Source organism: Sphingomonas sp. DC4900, from assembly GCF_049896485.1.
GTDB lineage: Bacteria > Pseudomonadota > Alphaproteobacteria > Sphingomonadales > Sphingomonadaceae > Sphingomonas > Sphingomonas aquatilis.
This window is the reverse complement of record NZ_JAFCUK010000004.1, coordinates 178426-199129: the sequence shown is the minus strand read 5'-3', so window position 1 is coordinate 199129 and position 20704 is coordinate 178426. Positions and strand designations below refer to the sequence as shown.

Here is a 20704-nt window from a genome sequence, read left to right as displayed (position 1 = left end):
AGCGGCATCGCCCCCGGATGCGACGAATGGCCGCGCCTGTCGCGCCATCTGGCAAAAGCGCGCGAAATCGACTATGTCGCGCGCTCTCATGGCAACTCGTCTTCCTTCTCCGCCGCGCGTCGGCATGGTGTCGCTCGGCTGTCCCAAGAATCTGGTCGACAGCGAACGCATCCTCACCCAGCTGCGCGCCGACGGCTATCAGATGTCCGCCGATTATGCCGGCGCCGACGTCGTGCTGGTCAACACCTGCGGCTTCCTCGATTCCGCCAAGGAAGAAAGCCTTGAGGCGATCGGCGAAGCGATCGCGGAAAACGGCCGCGTCATCGTGACGGGCTGCATGGGCAAGGAGGCGGAGGTGATCCGCGCCCGCTTCCCACAGGTGCTCGCCGTCACCGGCGCGCATCAATACGAACAGGTGGTCGAGGCGGTGCATGAGGCGGCGCCTGCGAACCTGTCGCCCTATATCGACCTCATCCCCGACGCCGGGCTGAAGCTGACGCCGCGCCACTACAGCTATCTGAAGATTTCGGAAGGCTGCAACCACCGCTGCTCCTTCTGCATCATCCCCAGCTTACGCGGCGACCTCGTCAGCCGCCGCCCCGACGCCATCCTGCGCGAGGCGGAGAAACTGGTCGCCGCCGGCACGCAAGAATTGCTCGTCATCAGCCAGGACACCAGCGCCTACGGCATCGACATCCGCAAGGAACCGCGGATGTGGAAGGGGCGCGAGGTCGTGCCGCACATGACCGATCTCGCCCGCGAACTCGGCCAGATCGCGCCCTGGGTGCGGCTGCACTACGTCTACCCCTATCCGCATGTCGATCAGGTCATTCCGCTGATGGCGGAAGGGCTCGTGCTTCCCTATCTCGACATCCCGTTCCAGCACGCCGCGCCGTCGGTGCTGAAGGCGATGAAGCGCCCCGGCAACGACGCCAAGGTCTTGCAGCGTATCCACCAGTGGCGGGACATCTGCCCGGACATCGCGATCCGATCGACCTTCGTCGTCGGCTTCCCCGGCGAGACCGAGGCGGACTTCCAGTATCTGCTCGACTGGCTGGACGAAGCACAGCTCGACCGCGTCGGCGCGTTCCGCTTCGAGCCGGTGGAGGGTGCCGCCGCCAATGCGCTGCCCGATCCGGTGCCGGAGGAGGTCAAGGAAGAGCGCTATCAGCGGATCATGGAAAAGACCGCCGCGATCAGCGCCGCGAAGCTCGCCGCCAAAGTCGGTCGCACCCTGCCCGTCATCATCGACGAGGTCGGCGAGGAAGGCGCAACGGGCCGCAGCCAGGCCGATGCGCCCGAAATCGACGGGCAGGTCTTCCTGCGCGACGCCGCCCATCTGTCTGTCGGCAATATCGTGCCGGTAACGATCGAGGACGCCGACGAACACGACCTGTACGGCGTGCCGGCGTAAGGACTTAGCGGTCCACGCTGGACGCCGCAGCGCTCCCCTGCAAGGATCACCGGTCTGCGGCGGGAGACGATGGCGATGATGACGCGGCTGGCGATCGGCGGCTATCGTTCGATCCGCGACCTTACGCTGGAGCTGTCGCCGCTAACGATCGTCACCGGACCGAATGGTTCGGGCAAATCCAGCCTGTATCGCGCGTTGCGTCTGCTGGCCGACGTAGCGCAGGGCCGGCTCATCGCCTCGCTCGCGCAGGACGGCGGACTGGCGTCGGTGTTATGGGCTGGTCCTGAGACGATCAGCCGCGACATGCGCGCCGGGCGCGTGCCTGTACAGGGAACGGTGCGGACCGGACCGGTCAGCCTCAGGCTCGGTTTCTCCGGTCCCGACTTCGGTTATGCGATCGATATCGGGCCGCCGATCCCCGGCACCGGCTTCGCGGGCGATCCTGAGATCAAGGTAGAGGCGATGTGGACGGGCGAAAAGCTCGGCCGCGCCAATGCCTTCGCCGAGCGTCGAGGGCGCGTCGTCAACCTGCGCACGGCCGACACCGGCGAATGGCGGCGAAGCCCCATCGACCTGTCGGGCTTCGAATCGATGGTCACGCACGCGGCCGATCCCGTCGATGGCCTGGAGTTGCTGCTGATGCGTGAGCGCATGCGCAACTGGCGCTTCTACGACAGCCTGCGGACGGATCTGGACGCACCGGTCCGGCGGCCGCAGATCGTCACCTACACGCCCGTCATGGCGGGCGATGGATCGGACCTCGTTGCCGCGATCGCGACCATCCAATTCTTTGGCGATGGGGAGGCATTGGCAGCGGCGATCGACGACGCCTTTCCCGGATCGACGATCACGCTTATCGGTGGCGAGGGCGCTCGTCCGTCGTTCGGCCTGCGCCAGCCCGGTATGCTTCGGGCGCTCGACGCACGCGAATTATCCGATGGCACCCTGCGGTACGTCCTGCTGGTCGCAGCGTTACTGTCGCCTCGTCCGCCCGAACTGATGGTGCTGAACGAGCCTGAGGCGAACCTCCACCCGTCTTTGCTGCTACCGCTCGCCCGACTCCTCACCGCCACCGCCCGCTCCTGCCAGATCATCGTTGTCTCCCACAGCAGCGCCTTGCTCGATGCGTTGCGCGCCAGCGGCGACGTCGGCGACATCGCGCTGGAAAAGGAATTGGGCGAAACGCGCACGCAGGATCGCTTCGGCCCGCAATGGGCGTGGCCGAAACGCTGACGTCGATTTCACTTTCGCCCATCGCGGCCGATGTGGCAGCTAGGCGCGATGAAGCTCCCGACATTCGCCGCAGCCTGTGCGCTCGCCCTCGCTCCCGCAGCGGTGCAGGCGCAAGCGCTCTCCCCCACCGAACTCGCCGCGGTTGACAAGGTCGTTGCCGATGGCCTCGCCGCCACGGCCACGCCGTCTGCGCAGGTCGCGATCGTGCGCGGTGGCAAGATCGTGCTCGTCAAGGCCTATGGCGAGCAGGCGAAGGGCGTGCCCGCCCGCACCGACGCGCCCTATCAGATCGCGTCGATCTCCAAACAATTCACCGCCGCGGCGCTGCTGCTGCTTGCCGACGACGGCAAAGTATCGATGGACGATACGGTGGCCAAATGGCTGCCCGGCATCAGCGGCGGCGATAAAATCACCATCCGCCAGTTGCTCAGCCACACCTCGGGTCTGCAGGATTACTGGCCGCAGGACTATAGCTTCGCCGCGATGGAAAAGCCGACGACGCCGCAGGCGATCGTCGATCGCTGGGCGAAGAAGCCGCTCGATTTCGCGCCGGGCACGCAGTGGCAATATTCGAACACCGGCTATGTCGTCGCCGGCATGATCGCCGAAAAGGCCGCAGGCGAGCCACTAATGACCTTCCTGCAACGTCGCATCTTCGCGCCTTTGGGGATCAAGGCGATCGACCAGGACAAGGCGGTCGGCAACGGTTTCCCCGTCGGCTATCACCGCAACGCTTTGGGCCCGGTCCGCGCCGCGCCGCCACCCGCGGAGGGCTGGCTGTTCGCCGCCGGTGAGCTGTCGATGAGCGCCGCCGATCTCGCGAAATGGGACGTCGCGCGTATGGATCGCAGCCTGCTGCCCGCCGCCGACTGGGCCGCGCAGGAAAAGCCGGTGCTGCTCAACGACGGCAGCACGACCAATTACGGCCTGGGCGTCAGCCTCGGCAAGCGCGCCGGCGTGCCCTATGTGGAGCATAGCGGCGAGGCGGTCGGCTTCCTGTCCGAAAACATCGTTTTCCCCGAACAGAAAGCGGCGGTGGTCGTGCTGACCAATGCCGATTTCGGCGACGCCTTCGTCACCATCGCCAATGGCATTGCGAAGGTCGTGCTCCCGGCGACGGCGGATGCCGCCGAAGTCCAGAAGACCGCGCAGGCCCGCGCGCTGTTCGATTCGCTGCGGTCCGGCACGCTCGACCGGTCGAAGCTGACGCCCAATGCATCCTATTATTTCACGCCGCAGGTGCTCGCCGACTATAAGAGCAGCCTCGCACCACTGGGCGCGCCGACCAGCTTCGAACTCGCCGGGCCCAAGCGGCTGCGCGGTGGCTTCGTGCAGCGCCGCTACGTCGTGACCTATCCAGACCGGAAGCTGTCGATCGCGACCTTCGCGGAACCGGATGGCGCGCAGCGCTACGAACAATTCCTCGTGTTCCCGGCCAACTGACATGCCCGATACCCTGCTCCAGCCCGACCGTGGCCAGGCCGCCCGCACGATCGACCTGATCGCCCCCGACGCCTATGACGCGTGGCTGGGCGGCCAGCCGCAGCGGGTGCGCACCGCCCTCGCCGCACAGCGCTTCACCGGCAAGGCGGGCAGCGCGGCGGTGTTCGTCGACGAGGACGTCCATGGCATCGCCGTCGCGGGCCCCGCCGACCCGTGGTCGCTCGCCAAGCTTGCCGAGACGCTGCCGGCTGGGACCTATCGCGTCGCGGGCGAGATCGGCCCGGCGGCGCTCGGCTGGGTGCTCGGCCAATATCGCTTCGACCGCTATCGCCGCCCCGACGACACCGGCCCCCGCATCCTGCTGACCCGCGATGCGGCGGGGATCGAGGAGGTGCTGCGCGTTGCCTCCGCGACCGCGCTGGTCCGCGACCTCGTCAACACCGGCGCCGGCGATCTCGGGCCGGCCGAGCTGGAAATGGCCGCCGAGAAGCTGGCGCGCGAGCATCATGCGGCGCTCACCGTCACGCGCGGCGACACGCTGGCCGCCGACTATCCGATGATCCACGCGGTCGGGCAGGCCGCGGTGAAGGAGCGCCATCCGCGCCTGATCGAGCTGGAATGGGGCGACCCCGCGCATCCGCGCATCGCCCTGGTCGGCAAGGGCGTGGTGTTCGACACCGGCGGTCTCGACATCAAGCCGTCCGCCGGCATGCGGTTGATGAAGAAGGATATGGGCGGCGCGGCCCACGCGCTGGCGCTGGCGAGCCTCGTGATGGCGGCACGGCTGCCGGTGCGGCTCCACCTGCTGATCCCGGCGGTCGAGAATGCGATCGCCGGCAACGCCTTCCGCCCCGGGGATGTGCTGCGCAGCCGCGCGGGGCTGACGGTCGAGAACACCAATACCGACGCCGAAGGACGCCTGATTCTGGGCGATGCGCTGACCAAGGCGGGCGAAGGAAAGCCTGAACTCATCCTCGACTTCGCGACGCTGACCGGCGCGGCCCGCGTCGCTCTCGGCCCCGACCTGCCGCCGCTGTTCACCGACGACGAGGATCTGGCGCGCGATATCCTGGCCGCCGGCGATGCGCTCAGCGATCCACTGTGGCGCATGCCGCTGTGGAGCGCGTACGACGACATGCTGAAGTCGGACATCGCCGACATGGTCAACGCGCCCGACGGCGGCTTCGCCGGTGCCGTCACCGCCGCGCTGTTCCTTCGCCGCTTCGTGCCGCAGGACGTCGCCTGGGCGCATATGGACGTCTTCGCCTGGCGCCCGACCGCCAAGCCCGGCCGACCCAAGGGCGGCGAGGCCTATGCGTTGCGGGCGTGTTATGCGGTGCTGAAGGCGCGCTATCCGCTCGGCTGAGGTCGCGCGCCGACATCGATGCGGTTCCCGTCGGGGTCCGCGAAGACGAAGGCACGCTGGCCATAGTCCTTGTCGGCCAGCCGCTTGATGATCCGCGTGCCCGCGGCCTCCAGCCGGCGATAGAGCGCATCGGCATCGTCGACGAACAGGTGCATGACGTTGGCCGTGGAGGCGACGTGATCGGCCTTGCGGGTCAGGTGAACCTCCGCGGCATCCTTCTTCAACACGGCAAAGCCCAGCGGATCGCCGTTTTCGAAGACGGTCGCGAAACCCAGCACGCCGCCGTAAAAACGCAAGGCCGCTTGCATATCGCGCACGCAGATCGTCGGCGCCGCACGCCCGAACGTAACCGGCTCATCCATCGGAAATCATCCTGTCGGGCAGCGGCGGCGGTGCGCATGCCGGGTGATGAAGCGGTGTCCATTGCCTAGCTGCGCCGCGAAGCCCGCACTGTCAACGCATCAGCGGTCGGTCGCGGGCGGATCGATATCCCATTGCTGGTCGCGCAACACGGTCGACGCCACGGGCTTGCCCGCCGCATCGCGCCACGGATCGTAGCGGAAGCGCTTTTCGATCGCCCGGCACGTCGCCTGATCCATCAGCGCATTGCCGCTTGATTGCGCAATCCGGCAATTGGTGACGTGGCCGTTGGTCTCGACCCGGTAGCGGACGCTCACCACGCCGCGAAAACCGGTGTCGAGGATCGAATCGGGAATGTCCGATCCCTTGATCCGCCCGTTGATCAGTCGCGGCACGCGTTCCCAGCCGCTGCCGTCGCCATCACCGTCGCCGCCCGCGCCATTACCGTTACCGATCCCGCCGGCGCCCGTGCCCGGCCCCGGCTTGTCCGACGCGCCGGAGGTCGCCTGCACGCCGGTATTGGGCAGCGGCGCGACGATCACCGGCGGCGGCGGCGCGACCTGGATAATCGGCACCGGCGCCGTCACTTCGGTCGCCTTGGAGCGCAGGTTGGGCGGAGAGGCCTTGCCGCTCGGCCGGTTGATCTTCTTGGGCGGCGGCACCACGCGTTCGGGCGGCGGTAGATCGGGCATGACGGTAAAGGTCGCCAACGCCTGCTGCACCGCCTGCGGCGCGCCGTGAAAGGCCAGCCCCATCACCAAGGCATAGCCCAGCGTCGCCACGACGCCCCCGGTCAGGAGCGCCGCACCGATCCGCTCGCGTCGCGAAGCGCCGTATTGCGAAGGGCCATAGGTCGTCACCATGCGACAGATGATGTCGCATGGCGCCTTTCGCAACGCTGACTGGCAGCGTGGATAGGGCGTTACAGCGTCGCCGCCGCCTCGATGATCGGCACGAACTTCGCCGCGGTCAGGCTCGCGCCGCCGACCAGGGCACCGTCGACATTCTCGCAGGCGAGAATCGTTGCGGCATTATCGCCCGTCACCGATCCGCCGTACAGGATGCGGATCCCATCCGCCGCGTCGCCGACCAGTTGGCGCAGCTTGGCGCGGGCGATCGAATGGATCGCGGCGATCTGGTCCAGCGTCGGCGTGCGGCCGGTGCCGATCGCCCAGCGCGGTTCGTAGGCGAGCGTAAACCAGCTGCCATCGGCGTTGTCGGGCACCGATTTCTCGATCTGCGCCTGCACCACGCGCTCGGCGCGGTCGGCGTCGCGCTCGGCCTCGGTCTCGCCGCAGCAGGAAATGACGTGCAGCCCCGCGCGCCGCGCCGCCGCCGCCTTGGCCCAGGCGTCATGGCTGGTTTCGCCCTGATCCGCCCGGCGCTCGCTATGGCCGACGATCGTGAAGCGCGCGCCGGCTTCCGCGACCATGCCCGCCGAGACGCAGCCGGTGTGCGCGCCGCTGTCCGCCTCATGCACATCCTCGGCGCCGATCGACAGGTTGGGCACGCGGTCCGCCGCGCCCGCGATCAGCGTGAAGGGCACGGCGACCGCCACGTCCACCCCCGGTGCTGCCTCGGCCGCGGCGGCAATCGCGTCCAGTTCGGCGAGCGCCGCGCGCGATCCGTTCATTTTCCAGTTTCCCGCCACGAACTTGCGCCGAGTCATCCGACCTCCCGTCCTGCCTTATCAGTCGTTTTACACGTTAAACGCGTCATGCCTGCCCGCGCGCTTGATGGCAAGGCACTGCCCCCCTAAAGCGTGGACCAAATCTTTCAGGGACGATCGGCCACTCCATGCTCAGCTTCTTCCGCCGGATCATCAATTCCAAGGCCGGCGTCGTCGTCACCTTCATCGTGCTGGGCGTCATCGCGCTCGCCTTCGCCGCGGGCGACATCACCGGCCTCGCCGGCAACGGCCCCAGCCTGTCGGGCGGCAGCGTCGCGACCGTCGGCGGCACGAAGATCTCGCCCGCCGAGCTGCGCCAGCGCGTGCAGACCGAACTGGCCGGCGCCCGCCAGCGCATCCCGACGCTGACCATGGAACAGCTGCTCGAACAGGGCGGCCTGCAATCCACGCTGGACCGCGCGATCAACGGCGTCGCGCTGGAACGCTTCGGCCAGGACCAGGGCATGGTCGTCAGCAAGCGGTCGATCGACGGCGTCATCGCCGGCATCCCCGGCCTGCGCGGTCCCAACGGCCAGTTCGATCCCGTCCGCTACCAGCAGCTGCTCGCCGACCAGAAGCTGACCGACGCACAGGTCCGCACCGACATCGCGCGCGACATCATCGCGCAGCAGCTGATGCTGCCGACGCAGGGGGCGACGCAGGTGCCGCAGAAGGTCGCGCTGCCCTATGCCTCGCTGATGCTCGAAAAGCGGACCGGCCAGATCGCGTTCGTCCCCGCCTCCGCGCTCGCCGGCGGCCCCGCGCCGACCGACGCCGAATTGCAGGCCTTCTATCGCCGCAACGTCGCGCGCTTCACCGTGCCGGAACGCCGCGTGATCCGCTACGCCCGCGTCACGCCCGATATGGTGAAGGCCGCCGCCACGCCGACCGACGCCGAGATCGCCGCCGCCTACAAGAGCCAGGCGCCGCGCTTCGCCGCTGCCGAAAAGCGCACGATCGCGCAGGTCGTGGTTGCCGATCAGGCCGGCGCCAACGCCATCGCCGCCAAGGTGAAGGGCGGCACGTCGCTGACCGACGCCGCGCGCGCCGCCGGCCTGGAAGCCGCGACGCAGACCGCCGTCACCAAGTCGGCTTATGCCGGCACGACCAGCACTGCGATCGCCGACGCCGCCTTCGCCGCGCCGCGCGGCGGTATGATCGGCCCGGTGCGCGGGCCGCTCGGCTGGGTCGTCGCCAAGATCGAATCGATCGAACAATCGCCCGGCAAGACGCTGGAGCAGGCGAAGCCGGAACTGGTCGCGGCGCTGTCCAAGGACAAGCTCGCCCGCGCGCTGTCGGACCTGCATGACAAGCTGGACGATGCGCTCGGCAAGAGCGCGACGTTCGACGAGGTGACCGCCGACCAGAAGCTCAGCGCCACCACCACGCCCGCGCTGCTCGCCAACGGCACCAACCCCGATTCGCCCGGCACCGCCGCCGATCCGGCGATCGCCCCGATCGTCGGCGCCGCCTTCCAGATGGCGGAGGGCGACCCCGCGCAGCTGGTGCCGACGGGCCAGGACGGCAGCTTCGCCGTGGTTGCGCTCGGCCGTGTGGTCCCCGCCGCGCCGCGCCCGCTGGATCAGGTGCACGCACAGGTCGCCGCGGACTACGCCGCCGATCGTGCCCGCGCCGCCGCGCGCAAGCTCGCGACCGACATCCTCGCCAAGGTGAACAAGGGTACGCCGCTGGCGCAGGCGATGGCGACCGCCGGCCGTCCGCTGCCGCCGGTCCAGCCCGCCGTCGCGACGCGCGCGCAGCTCGCGTCCGCGCAGGGCCAGGTGCAGGCGCCGCTCGCGCTGATGTTCGCGATGGCCAAGGGCAATGCGAAGCTGCTCGAAGCGCCGAACAATGCCGGCTGGCTGATCGTCAAGCTCGACCAGATCGTGCCCGGCGACGCCAAGGGCGTGCCGCAGGCGGTGGCCGGTGCCCGCGCCAGCATCGCGCAGCTCGTCGGCCGCGAATATGCCGAGCAGTTCGCCCGCGCCGTCCGCAACGCCGTCGGCGTGAAGACCGATGCGGCCGCGCTCGCCAAGGTGCGCGCCGATCTGACCGGCGCCGGCAACTGAGATGAGCGCCAGCGCCGCGGCGATCGCGACCCTCGCCGCCGGGCGCCCGGCGTTCGTCTGGCGGCGGCAGGTCGCCGACACCGAAACGCCGGTCGCCGCCGCGCTCAAGCTGATCGAGCCGGGCCGCGGCGACTTCCTGCTCGAATCGGTCGAAGGCGGCGCGACGCGCGGGCGGCACAGCCTGATCGGCCTCGCGCCCGATCTCGTCTTCCGTGCGCATGGCGACACCGCCGAGATCAACCGCCACTGGGCGACCGATCGCACCGCCTTCCAGCCGACCGGGACGCCGACGCTCGCCGCGCTGCGCGCGCTCGTCGCGGAATGCCAGGGTCAGGTCCCTGCGGAACTACCGCGCGCGCTCGCCTGCCTCGTCGGCTATTTCGGCTATGAGACGATCGGCCTCGTCGAGCGGCTCGACGCCCCGGCCGCCGATCCGCTCGGCCTGCCCGACATGCTGTTCGTCCGGCCGACGGTGATCTGCGTGTTCGATCGCCTCGCCGATGCGCTCTATCTGGTCGCCCCGGTATGGCCCGATGCCACGCGCACGCCGGAGAAGCTGGTCGCCGCGGCGGAGGACCGGCTGGACGACGTCGCCGCCCGCCTCGCCCATACCCCGCTGCCGGCGCCCGTCACCGCAGACCCCGAAGAGCCCGCCTATACGCCCGCCATCGCGCCGCAGGACTATGCGACGATGGTCACCCGCGCGCAGGACTATATCGCTGCGGGCGACATTTTTCAGGTGGTGCTGGCGCAGCGCTTCTCCGCGCCCTTCGCGCTGCCGCCGTTCGAACTGTACCGCAGCCTGCGCCGCATCAACCCCTCGCCCTTCCTCTACCACCTCGATCTGCCCGGCTTTGCGCTGATCGGGTCCAGCCCCGAAATCCTCGTCCGGGTCCGCGACGGTCAGGTCACGATCCGTCCGATCGCCGGCACCCGCCCGCGCGGCAAGACCGCGGCGGAGGACGAGGCGAATCGCGAAACCCTGCTCGCCGATCCGAAGGAACGCGCCGAGCATCTGATGCTGCTCGATCTCGGCCGCAACGACGTCGGCCGGGCGGCGGCCCCGGGCACGGTGCGCGTCACGTCGAGCTACGGCATCGAATTGTACAGCCACGTCATGCACATCGTCTCGAACGTGGTGGGCGATCTGTCCCCCGCCGCCGACGCGATCGACGCCCTTTTCGCCGGCTTTCCCGCCGGCACGGTCAGCGGCGCCCCGAAAGTGCGCGCCTGCCAGATCATCGCCGAACTCGAGCCCGAACGGCGCGGCGCCTATGCCGGCGGCGTCGGCTATTTCTCGCCGGACGGATCGATGGATTCGTGCATCGTCCTGCGCACCGCGATCGTGAAGGACGGCACCATCCACGCGCAGGCCGGCGCCGGCATCGTCGCCGACAGCGTGCCGGCGTACGAACAGCGCGAGTGCGAAGCGAAGGCTGGGGCGATCCTGGCGGCCGCCCGCGACGCCGTAGCGCGCGCGGCGGATGGGCGGTTCGGGCAGTAGGCCCTAGGCTCTGCGCTCCGACGAAACTTCAGCCAATCCGTCATCCCAGCGAAGGCCGGGATCTCCCGGTTACAGCGCGCAGAAAGCCGCAAGAGACCCCAGCCGCCGCTGGGGTGACGACCTAAACTAGGGCCGATCAACATTCGCCGTCGTGATGGATTTTTCGACGAGCGGAGAGACCCGAAGAAAAAGAGTTTTGTTCGCGCGGAGGCGCGGAGGACGCAGAGATGTCACATGCGTGGCAGCGCTTCGCCTTGACCTCGACCGAGATAGACAGGCCGCTCGCGCGGCAAACGCGACACCTCTGCGTCCTCCGCGCCTCCGCGCGAACCGTCTTTTATCGTCACCTCTTCGTATCTTGGCGTGATTGAATGTCGATCGGTCCTAGGACCGTAGTCCAAGCCTCAGGGAATCTGCGCCTGCGCATCGCGCTGCGCACGCCGTTCCGCCGCCCACTGGCGGTTCTGCATCAGCGCACAGCCGCTCTGCCCGCCGGTGCCGACGGGCGAGCACGTATCCGGCAACCCGGCCGCGGCGCGACCGATCTGGTCCTGCACCGCCACCTTGTTCGACCATGCCTGGTTCTGCGCCGGGATCGGCCCGCTGTCGCGGAACTGCTTCGGGATGCGATAGGGCTGGTCGAGCGTCGAGCAGACGACGATCTCGGTCGAGGTGCTCTGCGGGCACTTCTGTCCCACGCCCAGCGTCACGCTCCGCACCCGCTGCGGCGGCGAGCCCGCCTCCGCCGTCCCGTCCGTCCCGGTGGCGGGGGTGGTCTGCGCGGAGGCGACCGCCGGCAGGGCGATGAGGGCGGCGAGCAGCAACGGGCGGATCATGACGGGCACTCCTTCAGGTCGTTCAACGTGCAGCCGCCGCCATGGCTCCCGCCGGCGTGGCATGGTTTTTCGGGTCTAACCGAACCGACATTGCTACAGGATTGCCACGACGCAAGAGGGTGCGACAGGTTGCACGCCCGCGCTCTTCGGCTATGGCGGCGCCATGATCCTCGTCGTCGACAATTACGACAGCTTCACCTGGAACCTCGTCCACTACCTCATGGAGCTGGGCAGCGAGGTCGAGGTGGTGCGCAACGACGCCATTTCGGCGGGGCAGGCGCTGTCGTCGGGCGCCAGCGCCTTCCTCATCTCGCCCGGCCCCTGCACCCCGACCGAGGCGGGCGTCAGCCTCGATCTCGTCGCCGCGGCCGCGGATGCGGGGCGTCCGCTGCTCGGCGTGTGCCTGGGCCATCAGGCGATCGGCCAGCATTTCGGTGGTAAGGTCGAACGCGGCGGACTGATGCACGGCAAGACATCCCCGGTCGACCATGACGGCACCGGCCTGTTCGAAGGGCTGCCCTCGCCGTTCATGGCGACGCGCTATCACAGCCTGATCGTCAACGACGTGGCGTCGCCCCTGGTCGTCAACGCGCGCACCCAGGATGGCATCGTCATGGGCTTCCGCCACGAAAACCTGCCGATCCACGGCGTGCAGTTCCATCCCGAAAGCATCGCGACCGAACACGGCCATGCCATGCTCGCCAACTTCCTGACGATCGCCGGCATTCCGGTGCGCGAGCGCCCGTGACCAGCATCGTCCTGCTTCCCGACCCATCGACGCCGCTGTCGCGCGAAAGCGCGGCGCAGGCGTTTGCCGATATCCTCGACGCACGCGTCTCGGCAGAGGCGATCGGCGACTTCCTGCTGGCGCTGTCCGATCGCGGCGAAACCAGCATCGAGATCGCCGAGGCCGCGCGCGCGCTGCGTGCCCGCCTGATCCCGATCGCCGCTCCCGATGGCGCGATCGACGTCTGCGGCACGGGCGGTGACGGGCATCATACGCTCAACGTCTCGACCGCCGTCGCGCTGGTCGTCGCGGCGTGCGGCGTACCGGTCGCCAAGCACGGCAACCGCGCCGCCTCCTCGAAAGCGGGCGCTGCGGATACGCTGGAGGCGCTCGGCCTCGATATGGAGATCGCCGGCGCGACCGCGGAGGCGAGCCTCGCCGATATCGGCATCGCCTTCCTGTTCGCCGCCAACCACCATCCCGCGATGGCGCGGATCACGCCGATCCGCCGCCGCATCGGCAAGCGCACGATCTTCAACCTGATGGGGCCGCTCGCCAATCCGGCGCGCGTGTCGCACCAGCTGATCGGCATCGCCCGCCCCGATTACGCCGGCCTCTATGCCGAGGCGCTGGAACAGCTCGGCACCGCACGCGCCGCGGTGATTTCGGGCGAAGAGGGCCTGGACGAACTGTCCACCGCCGGCCCCAGCCTCGCGGTGAATGTCGGCAGCGCGGCGCTGCCATCGCGCATCACGCCGGAAGACGCCGGTCTGCCCCGCCACCCGCTCGCCGCCATCCGCGGCGGCGACCCGGCCTATAATGCCGCCGCACTGCGCCGACTGCTCGATGGAGAGGCGGGCGCCTATCGCGACGCCGTGCTGCTCAACGCGGCGGCGGCGCTTGTCGTTGCCGACCGCGCACCCAATCTCACTGCGGGCGCACAGGCCGCCGCCGAAGCGCTCGACGCCGGCCGCGCTGCCGCGCTCCTCGACCGCTGGATCGCCTACCGATGACCATTTTGTCCCGCATTATCGAAACCAAGCGCGCAGAGGTTGCCGCGCGCAAGGCGACGATCAGCCTCGCCGATCTCGACGCGCGCATCGCCGCGGTGACGAAGCCGCGCGGCTTCCGCGCCGCGCTCGACGCCACATCCGGCCACGCGCTCATTGCCGAAATCAAAAAGGCCAGCCCGTCCAAGGGGCTGATCCGTGCCGATTTCGATCCGCCCGCCCACGCGCGCGCTTATCAGGCGGGTGGCGCGGCCTGCCTGTCGGTGCTCACCGACGAACAATGGTTCCAGGGCAGCGATGACTATCTGATCGCCGCGCGCGCCGCCTGCGACCTGCCCGTGATCCGCAAGGATTTCATGGTCGATCCCTGGCAGGCGACCGAAAGCCGCTCGATCGGCGCCGATGCCATCCTCATCATCGTTGCCGCGCTGGACGACAATCAGATGGCGGAAATCGAGGCGTCGGCGCTCGATTGCGGCATGGACGTGCTGGTCGAGGTGCATGACGAATCCGAACTGGACCGCGCGCTCCGCCTCAAATCGCGGCTGATCGGCGTCAACAACCGCAATCTGCACGACTTCTCCGTCGACTTCGCCCGCACCTACGAGCTGGTCGGCAAGGCGCCAAAGGGCTGCACCTTCGTTGCGGAAAGCGGCCTCGAAACCCGCGCCGATCTCGATGCGATGGCGGCGCATGGCGTGCGCTGCTTCCTGATCGGCGAGGCGCTGATGCGCGCCGACGACGTCGAGGCCGCGACGCGGGCCTTGGTCGGGTGAGCCGCCTCACCCATATCGACGCCGACGGTGCCGCGCATATGGTCGATGTCGGCGACAAGGCGGTGACGCAGCGTCGCGCGGTCGCCACCGGCCGCATCGCCATCGCACCCGACGCCCTGGCGGCAATCCGCGACGGCGCCGCGAAGAAGGGCGACGTGCTCGCCGTTGCCCGCGTCGCCGGGATCATGGCGGCGAAAAAGACCGCGGACCTTATCCCGCTCTGCCACCCCTTGCCCCTCACCCGCGTCACGCTCGACCTGACGCTGGACGATGCCGGCATCACCGCAACCGCGCTGACCGCCACCGACGGCAAGACCGGCGTCGAGATGGAGGCGCTGACCGCCGTGTCGGTCGCCTTGCTCACCATCTACGACATGGCGAAGGCGATGGACCGCGCCATGACCATCTCGGACATCCGCCTGCTCGAAAAGGCCGGCGGCGCCTCTGGCGATTGGCGCGCCTGACGCCATGGCGCTGCTCCCGATCGACGAAGCCCAGGCGCGGCTGTTCGCGCACGCCCCGCCGGTCGGGACCGAAACCGTGCCGCTGACCGCCGCCGCCGGCCGCTGGGCGGCGGACGACATCGCCGCCCGCCGCACCCAGCCCGCCGCCGACCTGTCGGCGATGGACGGCTATGCGATCCGCTTCACCGACCTGCCCGGACCGTGGACGCTGATCGGCGAAAGCGCCGCCGGCCGCCCCTTTGCCGGCACCGTCGGGCCCGGCGAAACCGCGCGCATCTTCACCGGCGCGGCCATGCCCGAAGGCGCCGACACGGTGATGGTGCAGGAAGAGATCGCGGCCTCCGGCACCGCGATCCACCTGACTGGCGAAGGCCCGGCAACGCTCGGCCGCAACACCCGCCGCCGCGGCCTCGACTTTCACGCCGGCAATCGCCTGATCGCCCGCGGCGAGCGGCTGACGCCAGCCCGCATCGCCGTCGCCGCGACCGGCGGCATCGGCACGATCGCGGTCCACCGCCGGGTGCGCGTCGCCATCTGCGCGACGGGCGACGAACTGGTCGATCCGGGCACCCGCGGCGACGCGAGCGCGCTGCCCGAATCGAACCGCGCGATGCTGACGGCGATGCTCGCCGACCTGCCGATCGAGCTGATCGACCTCGGCATCCTGCCCGATGATCTCGATCGCCTGCGCGATGCGTTCGCGCGCGTCGACGCCGACCTGCTCGTCACCACCGGCGGCGCGTCCGTGGGCGACCACGACCTCGTGCGCCCGGCGCTGGAGGCGGCGGGCGGCGTCATCGATTTCTGGCGGATCGCGCTGCGGCCGGGCAAGCCGATGATGGCGGGACGGCGCGGCGCGATGCAGGTGCTGGGCCTGCCGGGCAACCCGGTATCGGCCTTCGTCACCGCCCTGCTCTTCGTCAAACCGTTGATCGCGCACCTGTCCGGCGCTGCGAACCCGCTGCCGCGCAGCACGATGGCGATCCTGGGGGAAGACCTGCCCGCCAACGGCCCGCGCACCGATTATCTGCGCGCAGAGCTGCGCGACGGCCGCGCCTATGCCTCGACCATTCAGGACAGTTCGATGCTGCTGACGCTGGCGCGCTCGCATTGCCTGATCGTGCGGCCGGTCGGTGCCCCCGTCGCGCGCGTGGGCGACTCGGCGGAAATCCTCGTCATCGCTTGACGCCCCACGAATTGTTCCCTAGAAGTTCCGCGTCTGTTCTGACGGGGAAGGACCGCTTATGCTCACGCGCAAGCAGCACGAGCTTGTATGCTTCATCAACGACCGGCTCGAGGAGACGGGCATCTCACCGTCGTTCGAGGAGATGAAGGACGCGCTCGACCTCAAGTCCAAGTCCGGCGTCCACCGCCTGATCAGCGCGCTGGAGGAACGCAACTTCATCCGCCGCCTTCCCAACCGTGCGCGCGCGCTGGAAGTGCTGCGCATGCCGGAACGCTCCGAACGCAAGGCGCCTGAAACGCCCGCTCCCGCTGCGCCGCCGAGCGCGCCGGCCGCGGGCAATGTGCGTCCCGCCCCCTCGCCGGCGAACGACGTCGTCGAAATCCCGCTGCACGGCCGGATCGCCGCCGGCGTGCCGATCGAGGCGTTCGAAGGCAGTTCGATGCTCGCCGTCCCCGCGGCGTTGCTCGGCACCGGCGAACATTATGCGCTGGAGGTTTCCGGCGACTCGATGGTCGAGGCTGGTATTCTAGATGGCGACTATGCGCTGATCCGCCGTACCGACATCGCCCGCGATGGCGAGATCGTCGTTGCGTTGATCGAGGATAGCGAGGCGACACTCAAATATTTCCGTCGCGAAGGCGCGATGATCCGCCTCGATCCCGCCAACCGCGCCTATGAGCCGCAGCGCTACGTTCCCTCGCACGTCCGCGTGCAGGGCAAATTGTCGGGTATCCTGCGCCGCTACGACTGACGGGATTCCGGCGTGGTGGCGCACCGCAAAACACGATCGTTCGTGAGACTTTTGTGACTTTCCAAACGGCGCCTTCTGCCTCCCGTCGAGGGCAGGGCATTCCGGCTTCCCGCTGATTGCGTGCTTGAAAGTCCTTAAATATCGGATGTTTAGACACGGGCATCATTGCGAGCGCAGCGAAGCAATGACGGATTGACCCGAACTCGTGCCGCTACGGGAAGCAGCGCCCCGTCGCAAAGGCTCAGACCGAGACCAGCGCTCGAGCTGAGGTCATCGCGGAGGCATGGCCGTCGGGATATCGTCCGGCCGAGGCGGGGCGACCTTGGCTCCCACCAACCATGGATGCCGATCCCCTGGCTGCGTCACGGTCCGCACACGCCCGCTCGCCAGGGTCAGCATGACCCCGCCGGTACGCCGCAGCACGGGCGCGTCTAGCCGCAGCCAGCGCGGCCGGCACGCCCGCGGCAGCCGCCGGTCGCTCACCACGACGTCCGCCCTCCCGCAGGCCGCGACCACATCCCGCCATGCCAGTTGGTAGCCGCTGCGGGTTGCCAGGACGCGGAACGACTGCCCTCCCCCGTCCCGCAGGACCGCCACGCACGCATCGCGGCTGCACCGGGCCTCCGGCAGATCGTCGAGCAGCCACGGCTCGCCATCGGTCCCGCCATTTTCGGCGAGCATCGCCCGCGTATAGTCCCCGGCGCGGTCGCGCAGCAGCGCCAGCCGGCCACCCAGCCGGATCGCCATATGCCGCCCGTCCCCCGTCACCAGCAGATCGGGTGGCGGGGTCGACGCCGCCCAGGCGGCACCGGCGACGACCGGCAGCACGCCGATCCAGCGCATCCGCGTACTCCACAGCGCCAGCCACAGCCCACCGGCGACCATCGACAGAAACGCCCCCAGCGGCATCGACGACACCACCAGAGACGCGCCCGGCGCATCCGCCACGACATGCGCCAGCCACAGCAGCCCGCGCAGCGCCCCATCGGTCAACCACCACACGGGCCCGCCCAGCCCGACCGTGTCCAGCACCAACGCCCCCGCCTCCAGCGGCATGACGACGAACGTCGTCAGCGGGATGGCGACGATATTGGCCGCAGCCCCATACAGGCCCGCCTTGTGGAAGTGATAGATTGCGATCGGCATCAGCGCCGCCTCCACCACCACGCCCGTCAGCAGCAGCGACCCAAGCCCGCGTAGCAGACGGCGTGCGCGCGCTTCCTCACGCGGCTCGAACCACCCGCGCACCCGCGGATGCTCGTGCAGCGCAACGATCGCCACGATCGCGGCGAACGACAGCTGGAAGCTTGGCCCCACCAGCGCTTCCGGCCGCACCGCGAGCACGACCATCGCGCCGGCCGCAACCAGCCGCAGCGTCATCGCCTCCCGCCCCATCGCCAGCGCCGCCAGCACGAGCAGCGCGGCGACGCACGATCGGATCGTGGGCACCTGGGATCCGGTGAGCAACGTATAGCCGATGGCGGCCAACGCCCCCATCCCCGCCGCGACCAACGGCAACCGGACGCGGATGGCGAGCCATGGCCACAGCGCGAGCAGCCGCAACGTGACGAACATCGTCGCCGCCACCGCCGCGGTGATGTGCAGCCCGCTGACCGACAGCAGATGCGCGAGGCCCGCCCGCCGCATCGCCTCCGCATCGCGCTCGCTGATCGCACCCTCGTCCCCGGTCGCCAGCGCCGCCGCAATGCCGCCCCGGCTCCCCCCCAGCCGATCGGTGATATGCGCGGTCAGGCGTCGCCGCAGGCTGCCCTCCGCCGCGCCGGGCGACACCAGCTCCACCGGCGCGAACCCCCGACCGGTCGCGCCAATCCCGGCAAACCACGCCGCCCGCGCAAAATCATACGCTCCCGGCACTGACGCCGCGGCCGGAGGCATCAACCGCGCCCGCAGCCGGATTCGCGCCGCCTCACCCAGCCCCCTCGGCACATCATCGGTCGCCAGGTTGATCCGCACCCGCGGTGGCAGTCCGATCCCCGGATCGCTCTCGATCGTCAGCCGCACCAGATCGCGCGCGACGAGCGCCTCCATCCCGACCACCCGCCCCGTCACCACGGCGACGACCGGCCGCGCCAGCACCGGGGCCGCGACCTGCTCGGCGCGCCACCATGCGGTCGCCACGCCTGCCGCCATCAGAACCGCGCCGACAGCGACGCTATGCGCCGCCCGCCCGCCCCGCCCGATCGCCGCCGCAACGCAGGCGATGGCGAGTGCCGCCAGCATCGCCGCGATCCACTGGTTGGGGTCGGGCATCAGGAACCAGCCGCCAGCGCCCGTCCCGAACGCCACCGGCACCCATAAAGCAATCCGATCGCGTTCCGCGTGCAGCCACGCTTCCACACGATCGCGCAACCGATGCCACCCCTGGGGCATTTGAAGGCGCACGGAGCGCGTGCTAGAGGCCGCGGCGGCTGAACTGGCCATCAGGTTTCAAACTTTGGGAGCAAGCGCGGTTGGGCGCAACAGTTGAAAATCGTTCGGGCGACGGCGCGGGAATAGTCACGCGATTCGCCCCCTCGCCCACCGGCTATCTGCACCTCGGCGGCGCGCGCACCGCGCTGTTCAATTGGCTGTACGCGCGTCACCATGGCGGCACGTTCCTGCTGCGGATCGAGGATACCGATCGTGCCCGCTCGACGCAGCCGGCGATCGACGCGATCCTCGCCGGCCTGCAATGGCTGGGCATCGATTGGGACGGCGACGCCGTCTTTCAGTTCGCGCGCGCCGATCGCCATGCCGAAGTGGCGCATCAGATGGTGGCGAACGGCCATGCCTATCGCTGCTACATGACGCAGGACGAGATCGCCGCGCAGCGCGAAGCGGCGCAGGCGGCGAAGCAGCCGCTGCGCATCCGCTCGCCTTGGCGCGACGCCGATCCCGCGACCGCGCCGGACGGCCAGCCCTTCGTCGTGCGCCTCAAGGCGCCGCGTGAGGGCGCGACGACGATCGACGACCAGGTACAGGGGTCGGTGACGGTCCAGAACAGCGAGCTCGACGACCTCATCCTCCTGCGCTCGGACGGCACGCCCACCTATATGCTCGCGGTGGTGGTCGACGATCACGACATGGGCGTGACGCACGTCATCCGCGGTGACGACCACCTCAACAACGCCTTTCGCCAGCTGCCGATCTACAAGGCGAATGGCTGGCCGGAGCCGGTCTACGCGCATATCCCGCTGATCCACGGCACCGACGGCGCAAAGCTGTCGAAGCGCCACGGCGCGGTGGGGATCGAAGCGTATCGCGACGAGCTCGGCATCCTGCCCGAAGCCTTCGACAATTACCTGCTCCGCCTCGGCTGGGGCCATGGCGACGATGAGATCATCAGCCGCGAACAGGCGACCGAATGGTTCGACCTCGACGCGGTCGGCAAGAGCCCGTCGCGCTTCGATTTGAAGAAGCTCGAAAACCTCAACGGCCATTACATCCGTGCCGCCGACGACGCGCGGCTGGCAGGGTTGGTCGCGGGGATCGGCGGCTATACCGACGTCGATCTGCTCACGCGCGCGATGCCGGTGCTGAAGGCGCGCGCCGCTAATCTCAACGAACTGAGCGACGGCGCCGCTTTCCTGTTTGCGGTCCGGCCGCTCGCGATGGATCAGGCAGCTTCGGACCTGCTGACCGCCGACGCCCGAACGCTCCTCGCTGCGCTGCACGCCGCGCTTGACGCGGTGCAGCAGTGGGATCAGGAGACAATCGAAGCAGCGGTACGGCAGGTGGCGGACAGCACGGGCGTGAAGCTCGGACAGATCGCCCAGCCGCTCCGCGCCGCTCTCACCGGGCGCAAGACCTCGCCCGGCATTTTCGACGTGCTCGCGTTGCTCGGCAAAGAGGAAAGCCTCGGCCGCATCGCGGACCAGATGCAAGTCTGATAGGAA

Annotated in this window: 18 protein-coding genes; 13 read left to right on the top strand and 5 right to left on the bottom strand. The window is 69.2% G+C overall.

The window, feature by feature from the left end; translation table 11 throughout:
• Window positions 1-88 precede the first annotated feature (88 nt).
• The 4 genes from rimO to ACP690_RS07420 all read left to right on the top strand — a co-directional run bounded on the left by rimO (window position 89) and on the right by ACP690_RS07420 (window position 5456).
• The gene (rimO, locus tag ACP690_RS07435; protein WP_426260646.1) at window positions 89-1414 is read left to right on the top strand and encodes a 30S ribosomal protein S12 methylthiotransferase RimO; all 1326 of its coding nucleotides are present in this window, start codon (window positions 89-91) and stop codon (window positions 1412-1414) included.
• Window positions 1415-1489: 75 nt separating this feature from the next.
• On the top strand, window positions 1490-2647 hold the full coding sequence (locus ACP690_RS07430) for an AAA family ATPase (RefSeq protein WP_426260645.1): 1158 nt from the start codon (window positions 1490-1492) through the stop codon (window positions 2645-2647).
• Between the two features lie 30 nt (window positions 2648-2677).
• Entirely contained in the window at window positions 2678-4090 is a 1413-nt protein-coding gene (locus ACP690_RS07425; RefSeq protein WP_426260644.1) for a serine hydrolase domain-containing protein, read from the top strand.
• Window position 4091: 1 nt separating this feature from the next.
• Complete coding sequence (locus ACP690_RS07420; RefSeq protein WP_426260643.1) at window positions 4092-5456, top strand: leucyl aminopeptidase family protein; 1365 nt, start codon at window positions 4092-4094, stop codon at window positions 5454-5456.
• Here the strand turns inward: ACP690_RS07420 and ACP690_RS07415 are convergent.
• The 3 genes from ACP690_RS07415 to tpiA all read right to left on the bottom strand — a co-directional run bounded on the left by ACP690_RS07415 (window position 5441) and on the right by tpiA (window position 7485).
• The gene (locus ACP690_RS07415) at window positions 5441-5818 is read right to left on the bottom strand and encodes a VOC family protein (RefSeq protein ID WP_426260642.1); all 378 of its coding nucleotides are present in this window, start codon (window positions 5816-5818) and stop codon (window positions 5441-5443) included. The two genes, ACP690_RS07420 and ACP690_RS07415, sit on opposite strands and share 16 nt — an antisense overlap.
• 99 nt (window positions 5819-5917) lie before the next feature.
• Complete coding sequence (locus ACP690_RS07410) at window positions 5918-6679, bottom strand: energy transducer TonB (protein WP_426260641.1); 762 nt, start codon at window positions 6677-6679, stop codon at window positions 5918-5920.
• Between the two features lie 59 nt (window positions 6680-6738).
• Complete coding sequence (tpiA, locus tag ACP690_RS07405) at window positions 6739-7485, bottom strand: triose-phosphate isomerase (RefSeq protein ID WP_063685267.1); 747 nt, start codon at window positions 7483-7485, stop codon at window positions 6739-6741.
• A 128-nt stretch (window positions 7486-7613) separates the two neighbouring features.
• On the opposite strand from tpiA, the gene ACP690_RS07400 reads away from it, so the two are divergent.
• Window positions 7614-9554, top strand: a complete 1941-nt coding sequence (locus tag ACP690_RS07400) for a peptidylprolyl isomerase (RefSeq protein WP_426260640.1) — start codon at window positions 7614-7616, stop codon at window positions 9552-9554.
• A gap of 1 nt (window position 9555) precedes the next feature.
• On the top strand, window positions 9556-11058 hold the full coding sequence (gene trpE / locus ACP690_RS07395) for an anthranilate synthase component I (RefSeq protein WP_426260639.1): 1503 nt from the start codon (window positions 9556-9558) through the stop codon (window positions 11056-11058).
• A gap of 404 nt (window positions 11059-11462) precedes the next feature.
• Here trpE and ACP690_RS07390 read toward each other — a convergent pair whose 3' ends face one another.
• Window positions 11463-11894: a hypothetical protein gene (locus tag ACP690_RS07390; RefSeq protein ID WP_017979148.1), complete on the bottom strand. Its 432-nt coding sequence runs from the start codon at window positions 11892-11894 to the stop codon at window positions 11463-11465.
• A gap of 163 nt (window positions 11895-12057) precedes the next feature.
• On the opposite strand from ACP690_RS07390, the gene ACP690_RS07385 reads away from it, so the two are divergent.
• The 6 genes from ACP690_RS07385 to lexA are packed head-to-tail and all read left to right on the top strand — an operon-like array spanning window position 12058 to window position 16808.
• Entirely contained in the window at window positions 12058-12642 is a 585-nt protein-coding gene (locus ACP690_RS07385) for an anthranilate synthase component II (RefSeq protein WP_277286889.1), read from the top strand.
• Window positions 12639-13634, top strand: a complete 996-nt coding sequence (trpD, locus tag ACP690_RS07380) for an anthranilate phosphoribosyltransferase (RefSeq protein WP_426260638.1) — start codon at window positions 12639-12641, stop codon at window positions 13632-13634. Before ACP690_RS07385 ends, trpD begins: the two co-directional genes overlap by 4 nt.
• Window positions 13631-14407, top strand: coding sequence for an indole-3-glycerol phosphate synthase TrpC (gene trpC / locus ACP690_RS07375; protein ID WP_426260637.1), 777 nt, complete (start codon window positions 13631-13633; stop codon window positions 14405-14407). Before trpD ends, trpC begins: the two co-directional genes overlap by 4 nt.
• Complete coding sequence (moaC, locus tag ACP690_RS07370; protein ID WP_426260636.1) at window positions 14404-14871, top strand: cyclic pyranopterin monophosphate synthase MoaC; 468 nt, start codon at window positions 14404-14406, stop codon at window positions 14869-14871. Before trpC ends, moaC begins: the two co-directional genes overlap by 4 nt.
• Before the next feature lie 4 nt (window positions 14872-14875).
• Window positions 14876-16057 carry a molybdopterin molybdotransferase MoeA gene (locus tag ACP690_RS07365; RefSeq protein ID WP_426260635.1) on the top strand — a complete coding sequence of 394 codons (1182 nt, stop codon included), beginning with the start codon at window positions 14876-14878 and terminating at the stop codon, window positions 16055-16057.
• Window positions 16058-16115: 58 nt separating this feature from the next.
• Window positions 16116-16808, top strand: a complete 693-nt coding sequence (gene lexA, locus ACP690_RS07360; protein WP_426255964.1) for a transcriptional repressor LexA — start codon at window positions 16116-16118, stop codon at window positions 16806-16808.
• 270 nt (window positions 16809-17078) lie between these two features.
• Here lexA and ACP690_RS07355 read toward each other — a convergent pair whose 3' ends face one another.
• Window positions 17079-19199 carry a ComEC/Rec2 family competence protein gene (locus tag ACP690_RS07355; RefSeq protein WP_426260634.1) on the bottom strand — a complete coding sequence of 707 codons (2121 nt, stop codon included), beginning with the start codon at window positions 19197-19199 and terminating at the stop codon, window positions 17079-17081.
• An 80-nt stretch (window positions 19200-19279) separates the two neighbouring features.
• Between ACP690_RS07355 and gltX the strand changes: the two genes are divergently transcribed.
• The gene (gene gltX, locus ACP690_RS07350) at window positions 19280-20698 is read left to right on the top strand and encodes a glutamate--tRNA ligase (protein WP_426260633.1); all 1419 of its coding nucleotides are present in this window, start codon (window positions 19280-19282) and stop codon (window positions 20696-20698) included.
• Window positions 20699-20704 lie beyond the last annotated feature (6 nt).